We start from the raw sequence: 13,251 nt of genomic DNA on the forward strand, positions 1-13,251 counted from the left end.
AGTCGGCGTGGCAGACTCGGGTGATGGCTGAGGTGGATCTGCGGCAGTTGCGCTATCTCGTGGCCGTCGCCGACGAGGGGGCCTTCACCGCGGCTGCCGATCTGCTGGTCATGACGCAGCCGGCGCTGTCGCGGGCCGTGGCCGCGCTGGAGCGGGCCGTCGGGGCCACGCTGCTCGACCGGACGCCGCGCGGCGTGGAGCTGACCGCCGCCGGCAAGGTGCTCGTGGACGAGGCGCGGGACATTCTCCGGCAGGTGGACCTGGGCGTGGCGCGTACCCGCCGGGTGGGTGACGCCGCGCCCCCGGTGCGGATCAGTGCCCGCGGGTGCGACCTGGTCTTCCTGCACGGGTTGGTGCGGGGCTACGGCGACCGCCACCCCGGGGAGGGGTGCGAGCCGGTCGAGACGGACTGGCACCGGCAGATCGGCGAGTTGCGCGCCGGCGAGGTGCAGGTCGCGCTGTTCGGCGGGGAGTTCGAGGCGGACGGCCTGGACTCCGAGGTGCTGGCCGTGCAGGAGCGGGTCGCGCTGGTGCCGGCGTCGCACCGGCTGGCGCACCGGACGGTCGTCGACCGCGCCGAGCTGCTCCCCGATCCGGTGGTGAACTGGTCCGGTCACAGCGCGGCCGAGCGGGCGTACTGGCTGGGTGCCAAGGGGGTCGAGGGCGAGGTCGTCGCCGGGCCGCAGGTGAACGACGTGCTGAAGCTGATGGCCCACCTCCGGCTGGGCACGGCGATCGCCTTCGTGCCGCTCGTGCACGTCGAGCACGTCGGGCTGCCGCCGGACATCGCGGTCCTGCGCGTCGACGGCCTGGCCCCCTGCCGGCTCCGGCTCGTGTGGCCGGAGCACGAGACCTCGCCCGCCGTGGCCCGCTTCGTCAGGTTCGCCGCGGACCGTTCAGCCCTGGCCCGCTCAGCGTAGGGCAACCGCCAGGGTACGGGCGGTGAGCAGGGCGGCTGCCTCGCGCAGGGCCGGGGTCAGCGGCTGGACCAGCGCGTCGGCGGGTTCCCGGTCCAGGCCGACGACCAGCCCGCCGCGGCCGGCGAGGTCCGGGTTCGTCGCGGCCCAGATGATCGGGTCCGCCGCCACCTCGGGCGGGGTCTGCACGCCCAGCATGATGTCGTCCCAGTGCGGCCGCAGCGCGGGCGGCACGATCTCCGGGGTCATCTCGGCGGCGTTCGGGGTGGCGGCGTGGCGGGGGTCGGCCGCCAGGACCGTCACGCCGCGGCCGGCCAGCCGGTCGGCGAGGTCCAGCACGTACGCGAGGTGGGCGAGCTTCGCGCGGCCGGACGCCGGCATGCCGTAGTAGTCGCCGGCCACCCGGGTCTCGCGGTATTCGAGCTCGCCCGCCAGCGGCAGGGAGCCGATCGACGCCGAGGTCACGGCCACCACGCGGCCGCCCGGCGCGAGCGAGTCCACGAGGTTCTCGGTGAGGACCAGCGGGGACAGGTGGTTGAGGGTGAAGACCCCGTCGAGGCCCTCCGCCGTGGTCCAGGGGCGTACCCACATGCCGCCGACGTTGGTGACCAGCAGGTCCAGCGGGCCCTCGCCGGCGAGCCGGGCGGCCAGCGCGCGTACCTCGGTGAGCAGGGAGAGGTCGGCGCGCAGGAACCGCCCGTCGATCTCCTTGGCCGCGGCGGCCCCGCGGGTCTCGTCGCGGCCCACGACCGTCACCTCGTACCCGGCGGCCGCGAGCGAGCGCGCCACCGCCAGCCCGATGCCACCGGTGCCGCCGGTCACCACTGCCTTCTTCATCGTTTTGCTCACGGCTCAAGCGAAACGCCGGGAGGCCCCACGCGCCAATGCCGTCTGGTCATGGCTGCCATGCCGGAACGGTCCGGCCCGAAATACATAGGATGTGGCGGTGACCGATGCCTCGTCGCTGGACGCCGGACAGCTCGCCGCGTACCTGGCGTTGAAGGAGGTCGGCAGCCTGATCGAGCACGCCGTCGAGCAGCAGTTGCGGGCCGACGGCGGGCTGAGCGGCCCGCAGTTCCAGATCCTGGCGTCGCTCGCCGACGCGCCGCGCGGCCGGCTGCGGATGACCGATCTCGCGGACGGCCTGGTCTACAGCCGCAGCGGGCTCACCTACCAGGCGGCCCAGCTCGAGAAGGCGGGGCTGGTCACCCGGGCGCCGGCCGAGGAGGACGAGCGCAGCATCATCGTGACCCTGACGCCGCGCGGCCGCGAACTGCTCGGCAAGGTCATGCCCGGGCACGTCGAGGTGGTGCAGCGGCTGCTCATCGACGTGCTGGACCCGGCGGACCTGGCGACCATGGCCGGGATCCTCAACCGGGTCCGGGACCGGATGCGCACCGGCCCGCCACGCTCGGCCGCGCCCCGGCGCTCGGCCGGGGCGCGAAAGCCGCGGTAGAGCTAGCGGGGCGCTCGGCCGGGCTCGGAAGCCGCGCTAGAGGGGCAGCACCACGGTGACGGTCGTGCCGCCGCCCGCCGGGCTGGCCAGGTCCATCACGCCGCCGGCGGCTTCCACCCGGTCGGCCAGCCCCGCCAGGCCGTGGCCCTTCGCCAGGCTCGCCCCGCCCACCCCGTCGTCCGCGATGGTGATCAGCAGGCCGGTCGGCGCGCGGCGGACGCCCACCTGGACCTCGGCGGCGTGGCTGTGCTTGGCGACGTTCGTGAGCGACTCGGCGACCACGAAGTAGGCGGTGGTCTCCACGGCGGCGTCGAGGCGCTCCAGCGGCGGTGCGTCGAGGTCCACCGGGACGGTCGAGCGGCCGGCCAGCGCGGTCAGCGCCGCCTGGAGCCCGCGGTCGACCAGGATCGGCGGCGCGATGCCGCGGGAGAGCGCCCGCAGTTCGTCGAGCGTCTCCCGGGTCTGGGTCAGCGCCTCCGCCACAGTGGCCCGCGCGGCCTCCGGGTCCGTGCTGAACTGCTGCTCGGCGCGGCCCAGGTCCATCGCCAGCCGGACGAGGCGCTGCTGCGGGCCGTCGTGGATGTCCCGCTCGAGACGGCGCAGCGCGGTCGCCTCCGCGGACACCGCCGCCGCCTTCTGGGCCTGCGCGGTGTCCCGGGCGGCCTCCGCCTCGGCGACCTGCTCGCGCAGCTCGTTCACCCCGCTGAGCAGCCCCCGGGCGAACCACGCCTCCAGCAGGGCCGTCCCGCGCAGCACCGGGTAGAGGGTGCCGAGGAAGAAGAACCCGACGGCCAGGTAGAAGACCACCCGGGTGCCCCACGCGTCGCCCATGCCGAGCAGCTCGGGCAGGTCGGTGTCGTCCGGGCCGCGCGGGATCGACCAGTCCCACAGCGGGAAGGTGAGCCCGCCCAGCGTGCCGGCCCACCAGGTCACCGCGAAGGCGAACGCGATGGTGCTCGGGATGATCCGGAAGATGCCGTGCAGGAAGTCCAGCCACACCTGGCCGTCGGAGAGCGGGGTGAACACCCGGCGGACCAGGGAGGCGCCCGCGGCGGCCCGCTTGTAGTACGGGTGCGGCAGCCGCCGGCCGAGGACCGGGGCGATCCGGATCCGCTCGATGGCGGCGAAGCCCCGGGCCAGCATCAGCGTGCCGAGCAGGATCGGGACGCCGACCCAGATCACGACGGTGCCCAGGCCGACGGCGAAGCCGGTCACGAACAGCACGAGGGTGATGAGGCCCAGCGGGAAGCCGAGCAGGATGAACTGGGTGTCGAGCCCGATTCCCCGGAGGATGCGCCAGGCGGGGGACCGGTGCTCCGGCGCGGCGGCGATGCTGGTGGTCATGCCGTTGACGCTAGTCACCCGACGCCGGTCCACCGATCCCGCTGACCGGCCGATCGACAGTAGGGTTAACCCCACCGGAATCGCTGCTGCACGTTTCGCCATGAGCGATGCTGAGCTGATGAGGGACCTGGCCGGGCTGCAGACCGCCGTGCAGCGGCGGCTCGACGAGCTGGTAGCCGGGGGACGCGAGCTCGGGGTGCAAGTCGCTGCCTACCTCGAAGGGCGACTGATCGTCAGCGCCGCCTCCGGGATCGCCGACGAGTCCACCGGGTTGCCCGTCACGCCGGAGACCCCGTTTCTCTGCTATTCGGTCGGCAAGGGTCTGACCAGCGCGATCGTGCATGTCCTGGCCGAGAGGGGAGAGCTCGACTACGACCTGCGTATCGCGGACGTGTGGCCGGAGTACGCCCGCCACGGCAAGCGGGACACCACCCTCCGGCACGCCTTGACCCATATGGCCGGCGTTCCGGTTCTGCCCTCATACACAATGCCGGAGGATTTGCTCGATTGGGACAGGATGTGCCACGTCATCGCGGGTACTACGCCGGTGTGGGAGCCCGGCACGCGGCACGGCCTGCATGAGTGGACGTACGGATGGCTCGTCGGGGAGGTGGTCCGTCGCGTCACGAGCCGGCCGATCGGGCGGGTCCTCGCCGAGGAGATCGTCCGTCCCCTGGACATCGACCGGGAAGTGTTCTTCGGCGTGCCGCCGGAGTTGGCGCACCGCGTCGCCCGGCTCAAGGATCGGACCTGGGCCGCGGCGCTGGAGCGGCTCAGCGCGGACCTGGAGAATTTCGACCGGGCCGTCCCACCGGGCATCCGCCCGGATGCCGCCCTGGCGAACCGCCACGGCCTTGTGCGCGCCGACATCCCGTCGGCTGCCGCCGTGAGTGCCCGGGGCATCGCTCGGGTATACGCCGCGATGACAGCCGAGGTCGACGGCGTCCGGCTGGTTTCGGCGCAACGGCTCCGGACGATAAGTGCCGTGCGGACCGCCGGCCCGGACTGGACGACCGGCCGGGACCTGCCCAAGACCCTCGGCTACGCGGCCGTCCCCGGCACCACGCGCGTCGGATGGAACGCCGCCGGCGGTGGACTGACCGGCTTTTATCCCGAAGCGGGCCTAGCGGTAGGGGCAACCCGTAACCAACTTCGCGCGGACGACAACGACCCGTTGGAGGGCATCGTTGCGGCGATTCATGCCGCCGTCGTCAAAGTGTGACTTCCTCACGAAGAGAATCCGGCCGGTCGTGAACCTGCGCGCCCGGGCGCCCGTTGTTGCAGTCCGAACCACCCGCCCGCACGGCGGGCCCAGCCCCAGGACCGCTCAACAGGCTTCCCGGACCACGAGGAGGAGTGAACCCCGCATGCACAAGACGGTGAACCGGTCAAGGATGTGGCGGTGGATCGCCTTCGTCCTCCTCGGCTCGCTGATGGCGGCCGGAATGGGTGCACTTGCGCCGACACCTGCCGTTGCCCGCGCCGAGAAGTACAAGCTCGACGTCGAGAACAAAATGGGCGCGGACGTGGAGTTCTGTCTCCGGAGCGTCTCTTCCGGTGTGGTCCGGGACTGCACCGGCAAGATCAACACGGCGAAGACCGATACCCTCTACATCGACTTCAATCAGGGCGAACAGATCTACCTCGACTACGAGGTCTTCGGCGAGCACACCCACGACGGCAACCTGATCACGGGTGCCAGCCAATGCACGCTGACCGGGACCGTCACCTCGCCGAGCCTTTCCTGCAACATTCCGAACTCCGGGAACGTGTACAAGGTCGATGTCGACAACAAGATGGGCGCGGACACCGAGTTTTGTATCCGGACCACCACGTCGGCTACGAAACGGGCCTGCTCGGGACGGCTGCAGGCGCGCAAGACAGCGACTCTCTACATTGAGTACAAAGAGGGTGACGTCGTCTATCTGGACTTTGAGATCTTCGGCGAGCACACCCACGACGGCAACGTCATCACGGGCGGACACCAGTGCACCGCTGAAGGCATCATCAACTTCGCCAAAGTGGACTGTCACATCCCCAAAGAAGCCGGGGCCGGGCAGAAGTTCACCCCCGCACCGATGGCACCGTATGCGCTCGACGTCGCCAACCCGAACGCCGGGGTGATGGCGTTACTCGGTCTGCTGGCCTGGTGCGTCAGCGCCTGCTGCGTCGCGGGCCTGCTCCTGATCGGCATCAGCATGGCCCTTCAGCTCAACCGGGGTGTACCGGGCGAGTTCGGCGAGCATTGGCGCGGCACCGCACTCGTCGCCATCGCCTGTTTCATCGGGACGACGGCCGGGCCGATCGTCGCCTTCCTCGATCTTGTTTGACCGGTACGCCACGACCATCAACACCTAGGGAGTAATCGTGTCCATGTCGGGTCTGTACTACAGCGCGCTGGGCCGGGTCCTCGCCGAGCCTGCTCCGGCTCCCGGGGGCGCCGGAGTCCCGACCCCCGTGAAGAACGCCCCGAGCGAACTGGTCACCGCGGTCGGCAAAGGGCTCGGCCTGGTGGCCTGGGCCGGTACCGCGGCCGGGGTGGCCGGTGTGCTGATCACGGGCTTGATGATGGCGATCTCGCACAAGCGTGGCGAGACGTCGGAACACATGAGCCGGCTGGGCATGGTCCTCGGAGGTTGCGTCCTGGTCTCCGTCGCTGGCCCGGTCGTCAACTTCTTCTTCTGATCGGACCGCCAACGGTTATCAACCAGGGAGCGAACTTGTGAGGCGCGTCACCGAATCCGGTGCGGTCGACGACCGGCCGTTCTGGCAGCAGCGGGGATGGCAGTTGTCAGCTGCCTTCCTTGTGCTCGTGCTTTGTTCGGGCGTCGTCACCGCCGTGGCCAGGATTTCCGGCAGCGAGGTGGACAACCGGCAGCGGCCGGTAGCTGGGCCTCTGGCCGCCGGCGTCGCCTCCGGTCAGTCGCGTCCGGAAGGTTGCCGGACCGACGACGCGGATCAGGACCCGCCCCGGAAGGCGCCGGCAGACGTCAAGTGGCAGAACCTGAACGGTGCGAAGGTGCCGTTGTCCGCGTCGGCTGGTCCGGTACGCAGGAGCGGCCCAGTTCTGTGGTGTTTCGCCCACACGCCGCTGGGCGCCGTCATGGCGGCGAACGTCATCCCGCGGCACATGAGCGGCGCCGACTGGGAGACCGTGACGGTCCAGCAGGTCGTGGCGGGCACCGACCGAGATGTCTTCGTTGCCCGGCGATCCTCCATGCCGGCCGTGTCGGCGCAGTACACGGCAAGCTCCCTGGCCGGCTTCATGCTGGTCGAGTACGGGCCGGAGAAGGCGACGGTACGCCTGCTGATCCGGCAGGCCGCGACCCTGTACGTCCGGACGGACTACACGGTCGTCTGGGACGGCGGTGATTGGAAGCTGAGGCCTTATGAGGGCGGAGAGCTGCACTCGCAGGTCACCGAGGTGGCGGGCAACGGCGGCTTCGTGATGTGGACGGTGTGAGATGGCTGACTGTTCCACTGGCGACCCGATGTACTTCGGTGGCGGGTCGGGCGTCACCAAGTTGTTCGATCAGGGTATCGACGGCATTCTCAGCTCCCTCGCGAGCGCGATTCTCAAGGCCGCGATCAGCCTCTTCTCGGATGCCGCGAGCAAGATCGACACCTTCGACAAGGACGGCACCTCCGTCAAGACGATAGCTATGCAGCTGAACTGGCTGGCCGTCGCTATTGCCGTCGCCTCGCTGCTCTTCGCCGCCGCCCGGATGGCGCTCGAACGCCGTGGTCAGGCCGGCATCACCGCGCTCAAGGGCCTCGTCAAGATGATCCTCGTCGGCGGTGCCGCGTCGGTCGTCCTGCTCAACTTGGCGCAGGAGGGCGACAAATACACGAACTATCTGTACGAGGCCGGCGTCAAGGAGCAGATCAAGGTCATCGCCGATTGCGGCACCAGTGGCGGCACCGCGTTCCTGCTGATCATTATCGGCTTGCTGCTGATCATCGCCGGAATCATCCACGTCATCCTGCTCTACATCCGCCTCGGCGTGATGGTCGTGCTGTCCGCCACCTTGCCGCTGGCTGCCGCGGCCTCAATGACTGAGTGGGGCGCCTCCTGGTGGCGTAAGCACATCGCCTGGACGGTCGCCTGGCTGGTCTTCAAGCCCGCGACCGGGTTGGTCATCTACGCGGGCACCGTCATGATCAATTCGACGAGCTCCAACGCCGACCAGCAGAAGATCGCCGGCTGCGGTGTCCTGTTGCTGTCCGCGGTCGCACTCCCCGCGCTGCTTCGCCTGGTCGTCCCGGCCGCAGCCGCTCTCGGCTCCTCCGACGGCGCCTCCGGCGTGGCAACGGCCGCCGCGGGTGGCGCTGGCAAGCTGGCTACCGGTGCCATCGCCGCGGGTGCCGGCCGGGCGGCGCAGCTGGGTGCCGGTGGCGGACAGAAGAGCGGCCCCAGCGGCGCGCCGTCTGCTGCCGGCAGCGGCTCCAGGGGGCCGGCCGGCGGCCAGGGGCCGTCCGGCGGCAACGGCTCGTCGGGGCCCGGCGGTTCTTCCGGCACCAACGGGTCGTCCAGCGGTGGCTCGTCCAGCGGCGGCTCGTCGGGCAACCGCGGCGTGCGGATCGCCTCCGGCGCCGTACGTGGTGCCGCCGCAGCGGTCGGTTTCGTGGCCGGGGCGGCATCCAAGTCCGCGCCCGCAGCCGCCCAGCACGCCAGCCACGTGGTATCGGGCGCGTTGCCAGGCGTGCACGACGGCGACGGTCACTAGTCTCACCCGGACAGGAACAGCCGGCGCAAGGCCGGCGAAGGTAGAACCCGAGGGCCGGGCGCTCACACAGAGCGTCCGGCCCTCGGTGTTTGCACCCCGGATCGCGAAGCAGTCGAAGGTTCGGAGCACTCCAGGGCCGCACGCGTTCGGGGGAGGGCCATACGAGCGATCCTGGTGCGTCGGGACCCGCCCGGGCCGGCATGGCCGTGAACAGCCTAGCCATGCCGGGTCCCCTGCGGGCTGAGCCGTGCCGGTCCGGAAGGTGCAGGTTCGGAGAGATGGTGCAGGTTCGGAGATGGTGCACAGTTCCGGAGACGGTCCGGCAGCAGGCTCGGTAGAGCGCCCCGAGCCCGGGTCAGCAGCTGATATTGTCGCCGGGCTCGACGCCCAGTTTCTTCGTGATGGCGCGGTACGAGGCGATCCGGTTCTCCACCTGCGCCGGATTTCCGCCGTTGCACTCCAGCGAGCCGTTGATGCTGCGTATCGTTCCGCCGAATCCGGCGGTGCCGGTGATGGCGGCGTGCGCTGGCATCGGTCCCGCGCCGCTCTGGGTCATCCAGAACCACATAGCCGTCTGCCACGCCACGGCGGATTCGGTACTGACCTTGTCCGGTTCGTTCAGCAGGTCGACACCGATCGCATCGCCGGCAGCCTTGTAGTTGTTGTTCCAGCTGAGCTGGATGGGACCGCGGCCGTGGTAGGCCGTCTGGCCGGCCGGGCAACCGTAGGGTTGCGCAGCATCACAGTAGTTGCCCCAGTTCGCGGTGTTCACCTCTTCGGTGTACTTGAAGCCTCCGGACTCGTGGTCCAAGTTCGCGAGGAATGCCGCTATCTCCCGCTTGCGTACGGTGTCGTCGCCCGTGCCGGCGAAGGCGGGGAATTTCGCCATCGCGGCTTGCAGGCCGGCGTACGTGTACAGCGGGTCGCGTGCCGGGAACAGCTCGTCGAACTGTTTCGCGGACAGCCGAGCCGAGCCTGCCGCGGCCAGCGGGTCCTCGAGGTCAGGGGCGGACGAGCCCGATGAGGCAGCCGAACTGGGCCCAGCCGACTCCCCGGACAGATAGTTGGCGAACATGGACCGTACCCGGAACGGGTAGCCGCTCAGGTCGAACTGGCCGGCACCCCCGGCTTCCTTGACGTAGTCGATGCCCTTCTCCCAGGCGAGCAGCGTGAGGGTCAGCTTGTCGCCGATCGCCTTCTTGTCGTCGAGGAGTTGCTGCACCTCCTTGGCGAGAGAGCACAGATAGCGCGCCTGAGCGAAGATCGAGTCCTCGGCGTCGAGAGCGGAGACCTTGCCGTTGTTGTCGTCGTCCTTGCCGAACTTCTCGAACGCCTTGGCCGGCACCTGAGAGATGCCCTTCTTGCCGTCCGGGCCTTCCTTGTCCGCCCGGAAGCCCGATTCGACCTCGATCTGGGCCGCGAGGATGGCCGGGCTGAGCAGGTCACACTCCTTCGCCGCATCCTTGAGCGGTTTGACGAGGTTCTTGTCCGGAATCTTGTCCTCGGCCAGGGTGCCCTTGCCGTCGCCGCCGACGGTCGTACTCATGTAGTCGGAGCCACTGGACGAGAAGGGGTTGGGCGACGATGCGGCGTTGCCGGTGATTGCGATGATCACGATGAGCAAGATCATCGCCAGGGCCACCACCGGCCAGAAGCCGATGAGACTGACGATCGCGAGGAAGATGTTGGTGGCGTTGGGCTGCAGGATGGACTTTGTCGCGTCGTGCGCTTGGGCCGCTTTGCGCAGCTTACCGGCCGCCATCTCATCTCCGCATTCGTCGGCTGCCGCCGAGCGAGTCCGGCGGTCATCGCAACAACGGCTGGATCTTGCCGCCGGTTCACCCCGCCGGGCCGTCGTCTGCCGTTAGGCTCTCGGCATGCGGGTGGTGATCGCCGACGACGCGGTGCTGTTGCGAGAGGGCCTGGTCAGGCTCGTCGAGGAGAACGGCTGCACCGTCGTGGCGGCGGTGGGCGACGGGCCGTCGCTCGTCGAGGCCGTCGTCGAGCACCAGCCGGACGTGTCCATCGTGGACGTACGGATGCCGCCCACGCACACCGACGAGGGCCTGCGCGCCGCCACCGAGGCCCGCAAGCGGGTGCCGGGCAGCCCGGTGCTGGTGCTCTCCCAGTACGTCGAGGTCGAGTACGCCGACGACCTGCTCGCCGACCGCGTCGGCGCGGTGGGCTACCTGCTCAAGGACCGGGTCGCCGAGGTGGCGGACTTCGTCGACGCGCTGCGCCGGGTGGCCGGCGGCGCGACGGTCCTCGACCCCGAGGTGGTCGGCCAGCTGCTGGTCCGGCGCCGGCGCGACGATCCGCTGCGCAACCTGACGCCGCGCGAGCGCGAGGTGCTGGCCCTGATGGCGGAGGGCCGGTCCAACACCGCGATCGCCCGGAAGATCGTGGTGACCGAGGGCGCGGTGGAGAAGCACGTCCGCAACATCTTCACGAAGCTCGACCTGCCGCCGGACGACGAACAGCACCGCCGCGTGCTCGCCGTGCTGGCCTATCTGCAGGGCTGACCGCCGGCCGCGGTGGTGCTAGCCCTACCGGGCACCGGGTGGCTGGCCGGGTCGTTTCCGCCCTCCCCGCTTCATAGCGTCGGATGTCATGAAGCACAGGGAGAACGTCACGGGCATGGCGGCACGCGCCGCGGTGTGGAGCGCCCGGCACCGCACTCTGGCGATCCTCGGCTGGATCGCGTTCGTCGTCGGGGTAACCATCCTCAGTGGACACCTCGGCCTGCGCGAGGCCTCCGCCGGTGACCAGGGGCACGGCGAGTCCGGCCGGGCGGACCGGATCGTCGAGCAGGCCGGCTTCCCGGTCCGGCCGGCCGCCGAGATGGTCATCGTCCAGGGCGCCGGACGGGACGCCGCGGTCAAGGACGCGACGCGGACGCTCGAGGCGCGGCCCGAGGTGGCCACCGTCGCCGCCCCGCTGGTCTCGCCCGACCGCACCTCGACGCTCGTGTCCTTCACCCTGAAGGGCGACCCCGAGACGGCGAAGGACCGGGTGCAGCCGGTGCTCGACGCCGTCGCCGGAGTGCAGGGGCGGCACCCCGGCCTGTACGTCGCCGAGGCCGGTGACGCCAGCGGCGACAAGTTGATCGGCGACTCGCTCGACGAGGGCCTGAACCGGCTGTCGATGCTCTCCATCCCGATCACCCTCGGCATCCTGCTGGTGGCGTTCGGCGCGGTGGTCGCCGCGCTGCTGCCGGTCGGGCTGGCCGTCACCGCCGTGGTCGCCGCCGTCGGACTGCTCGCGGGGGCGAGCCGACTGGTGCCGGCCGTGGACACCACGATGCACGTGATGCTGCTCGTCGGCCTGGCGGTCGGCGTCGACTACTGCCTCTTCTACATCCGCCGGGAACGCGACGAACGCCGCCTCGGCGCCGATCCGCACCGGGCCCTGGTCATCGCGGCGCAGACCTCGGGCCGCTCGATCTGGGTGTCCGGGCTCACCGTGATCGTCGCGATGGCCGGCATGTTCCTGACGTACGACGCGACGTTCCAGAGCTTCGCGGTGGGCACGATCCTGGTGGTCTCCACGGCCGTGCTGGGCTCGCTGACCGTGCTGCCCGCCCTGCTCTCCGCGCTCGGCGACCGGGTCGACTCGATCAAGCTGCCCGGGCTGTACCGGCGGCGCAGCGAGGGCAGGGTGTGGAACGCGGTGCTCCGGGTCGTCCTCGCCAAGCCGCTGCTGTCCGCCGTGGTCGCGGTCGCGGCGCTCGCCACGCTGGCGGCACCGATGCTGGACCTGCGGACCAAGGGCGAGGGCCTGGCCGACCTGTCCCCGAAGGCGCCGATCGTGCAGGCGTTCACCCGGATCAACGCGGCCTTCCCGAGCGAGACGTCGCCCGCCGAGGTGGTGGTGCGGGCCACCACGGTCCGCGGCCCGGCCTTCGCGAAGGCCCTGGCGGACTTCAAGCGCACCGCGGTGCGCACCGGCGGGCTGCGCGAGCCCTTCGAGGTGCGGGTCAATCCGGCGGGCACGGTCGCGGTCGTGTCGGTGGGCCTGCCCGGCGACGGCAGCGACCGTACGTCGGAACGCGCGCTGGAGACCCTCCGGACGTCGGTGGCGCCCCAGGCGTTCGGCCGGCTGCCGGGTGCGACGGTGGCGGTCACCGGCGAGACGGCCGGCAACGTCGACTTCAACCGGCGGCTCGACGCGTCGCTGCCCTGGGTGTTCGGCTTCGTCCTGGGCCTGGCGTTCCTGCTGCTGCTGGTCTCGTTCCGCTCGGTCGTGGTGGCGGCGACCGGCGTGGTGCTCAACCTGCTGTCCGTCGCGGCGGCGTACGGAATGCTGGTCTACGTCTTCCAGTACGGTCACTTCGAGTCGCTGCTGGACTTCCGGGCGGCCGGCGGCATCACCAACTGGATGCCGCTGTTCCTGTTCATCATCCTGTTCGGGCTCTCGATGGACTACCACGTGTTCGTCCTGAGCCGGATCCGTGAGGGCCACGACCGCGGCCTGCCCACCCGGGAGGCGGTGGCCCGCGGCATCGGCGGCACGGCGGGCGTCATCACCAGCGCGGCGGTGGTCATGGTGGCGGTGTTCGGGCTGTTCGCGACCCTGCCGCTGATCTCCACCAAGCAGCTCGGGGTGGGCCTGGCCGCCGCGGTCCTGCTCGACGCGACGATCATCCGGGCGGTGCTGCTGCCGGCGGTGATGGCGCTGCTCGGCGAGAAGAACTGGTGGCTGCCGCGCTGGCTGGGCTGGCTGCCGCAGGTCGCGCACGAGCCGCCGCCGGCCGCGCCCGCGCCGGTCGCCGGCGACCGCGAGCTCGTGCCCGCGGCCTGATCGCCGG

The 13,251-nt window shown here is 70.6% G+C and carries 12 protein-coding genes; 9 read left to right on the plus strand and 3 right to left on the minus strand.

What is annotated here, in order from left to right:
• Nucleotides 1-23 precede the first annotated feature (23 nt).
• Nucleotides 24-920, plus strand: a complete 897-nt coding sequence (locus CLV70_RS15695) for a LysR family transcriptional regulator (RefSeq protein ID WP_106127212.1) — start codon at nucleotides 24-26, stop codon at nucleotides 918-920.
• Here CLV70_RS15695 and CLV70_RS15700 read toward each other — a convergent pair.
• Nucleotides 912-1,766 (minus strand): SDR family NAD(P)-dependent oxidoreductase, encoded by an 855-nt coding sequence (locus CLV70_RS15700; RefSeq protein WP_211303772.1) that lies wholly within the window; start codon nucleotides 1,764-1,766, stop codon nucleotides 912-914. The two genes, CLV70_RS15695 and CLV70_RS15700, sit on opposite strands and share 9 nt — an antisense overlap.
• 97 nt (nucleotides 1,767-1,863) lie before the next feature.
• Here CLV70_RS15700 and CLV70_RS15705 point away from each other — a divergent pair, with 97 nt between their 5' ends.
• On the plus strand, nucleotides 1,864-2,373 hold the full coding sequence (locus CLV70_RS15705; protein ID WP_106127300.1) for a MarR family winged helix-turn-helix transcriptional regulator: 510 nt from the start codon (nucleotides 1,864-1,866) through the stop codon (nucleotides 2,371-2,373).
• Nucleotides 2,374-2,409: 36 nt separating this feature from the next.
• Here the strand turns inward: CLV70_RS15705 and CLV70_RS15710 are convergent, their stop codons facing one another.
• Nucleotides 2,410-3,717: a sensor histidine kinase gene (locus CLV70_RS15710; protein ID WP_106127214.1), complete on the minus strand. Its 1,308-nt coding sequence runs from the start codon at nucleotides 3,715-3,717 to the stop codon at nucleotides 2,410-2,412.
• Between the two features lie 118 nt (nucleotides 3,718-3,835).
• Here CLV70_RS15710 and CLV70_RS15715 point away from each other — a divergent pair, with 118 nt between their 5' ends.
• From CLV70_RS15715 to CLV70_RS15735, 5 genes are all read left to right on the plus strand, one after another.
• The gene (locus CLV70_RS15715; RefSeq protein ID WP_106127301.1) at nucleotides 3,836-4,939 is read left to right on the plus strand and encodes a serine hydrolase domain-containing protein; all 1,104 of its coding nucleotides are present in this window, start codon (nucleotides 3,836-3,838) and stop codon (nucleotides 4,937-4,939) included.
• Nucleotides 4,940-5,084: 145 nt separating this feature from the next.
• Nucleotides 5,085-6,047 carry a hypothetical protein gene (locus CLV70_RS40405; RefSeq protein WP_211303773.1) on the plus strand — a complete coding sequence of 321 codons (963 nt, stop codon included), beginning with the start codon at nucleotides 5,085-5,087 and terminating at the stop codon, nucleotides 6,045-6,047.
• Nucleotides 6,048-6,090: 43 nt separating this feature from the next.
• Complete coding sequence (locus CLV70_RS15725; protein WP_245908266.1) at nucleotides 6,091-6,402, plus strand: hypothetical protein; 312 nt, start codon at nucleotides 6,091-6,093, stop codon at nucleotides 6,400-6,402.
• Between the two features lie 178 nt (nucleotides 6,403-6,580).
• On the plus strand, nucleotides 6,581-7,180 hold the full coding sequence (locus tag CLV70_RS42220) for a DUF8175 domain-containg protein (RefSeq protein ID WP_483880085.1): 600 nt from the start codon (nucleotides 6,581-6,583) through the stop codon (nucleotides 7,178-7,180).
• 1 nt (nucleotide 7,181) lies between these two features.
• Complete coding sequence (locus CLV70_RS15735; RefSeq protein ID WP_106127216.1) at nucleotides 7,182-8,444, plus strand: hypothetical protein; 1,263 nt, start codon at nucleotides 7,182-7,184, stop codon at nucleotides 8,442-8,444.
• A gap of 355 nt (nucleotides 8,445-8,799) precedes the next feature.
• Here the strand turns inward: CLV70_RS15735 and CLV70_RS40410 are convergent, their stop codons facing one another.
• A complete protein-coding gene (locus CLV70_RS40410) occupies nucleotides 8,800-10,206 on the minus strand; it encodes a glycoside hydrolase family 19 protein (RefSeq protein WP_211303775.1) in 1,407 nt (468 codons plus the stop codon).
• Nucleotides 10,207-10,321: 115 nt separating this feature from the next.
• Here CLV70_RS40410 and CLV70_RS15745 point away from each other — a divergent pair, with 115 nt between their 5' ends.
• On the plus strand, nucleotides 10,322-10,966 hold the full coding sequence (locus CLV70_RS15745; protein WP_106127217.1) for a response regulator: 645 nt from the start codon (nucleotides 10,322-10,324) through the stop codon (nucleotides 10,964-10,966).
• A gap of 88 nt (nucleotides 10,967-11,054) precedes the next feature.
• The gene (locus CLV70_RS15750; RefSeq protein ID WP_106127218.1) at nucleotides 11,055-13,244 is read left to right on the plus strand and encodes an MMPL family transporter; all 2,190 of its coding nucleotides are present in this window, start codon (nucleotides 11,055-11,057) and stop codon (nucleotides 13,242-13,244) included.
• Nucleotides 13,245-13,251 lie beyond the last annotated feature (7 nt).

Origin of the sequence: Pseudosporangium ferrugineum (assembly GCF_003002065.1) — a bacterium.
Taxonomy (GTDB): Bacteria; Actinomycetota; Actinomycetes; order Mycobacteriales; family Micromonosporaceae; genus Actinoplanes; species Actinoplanes ferrugineus_A.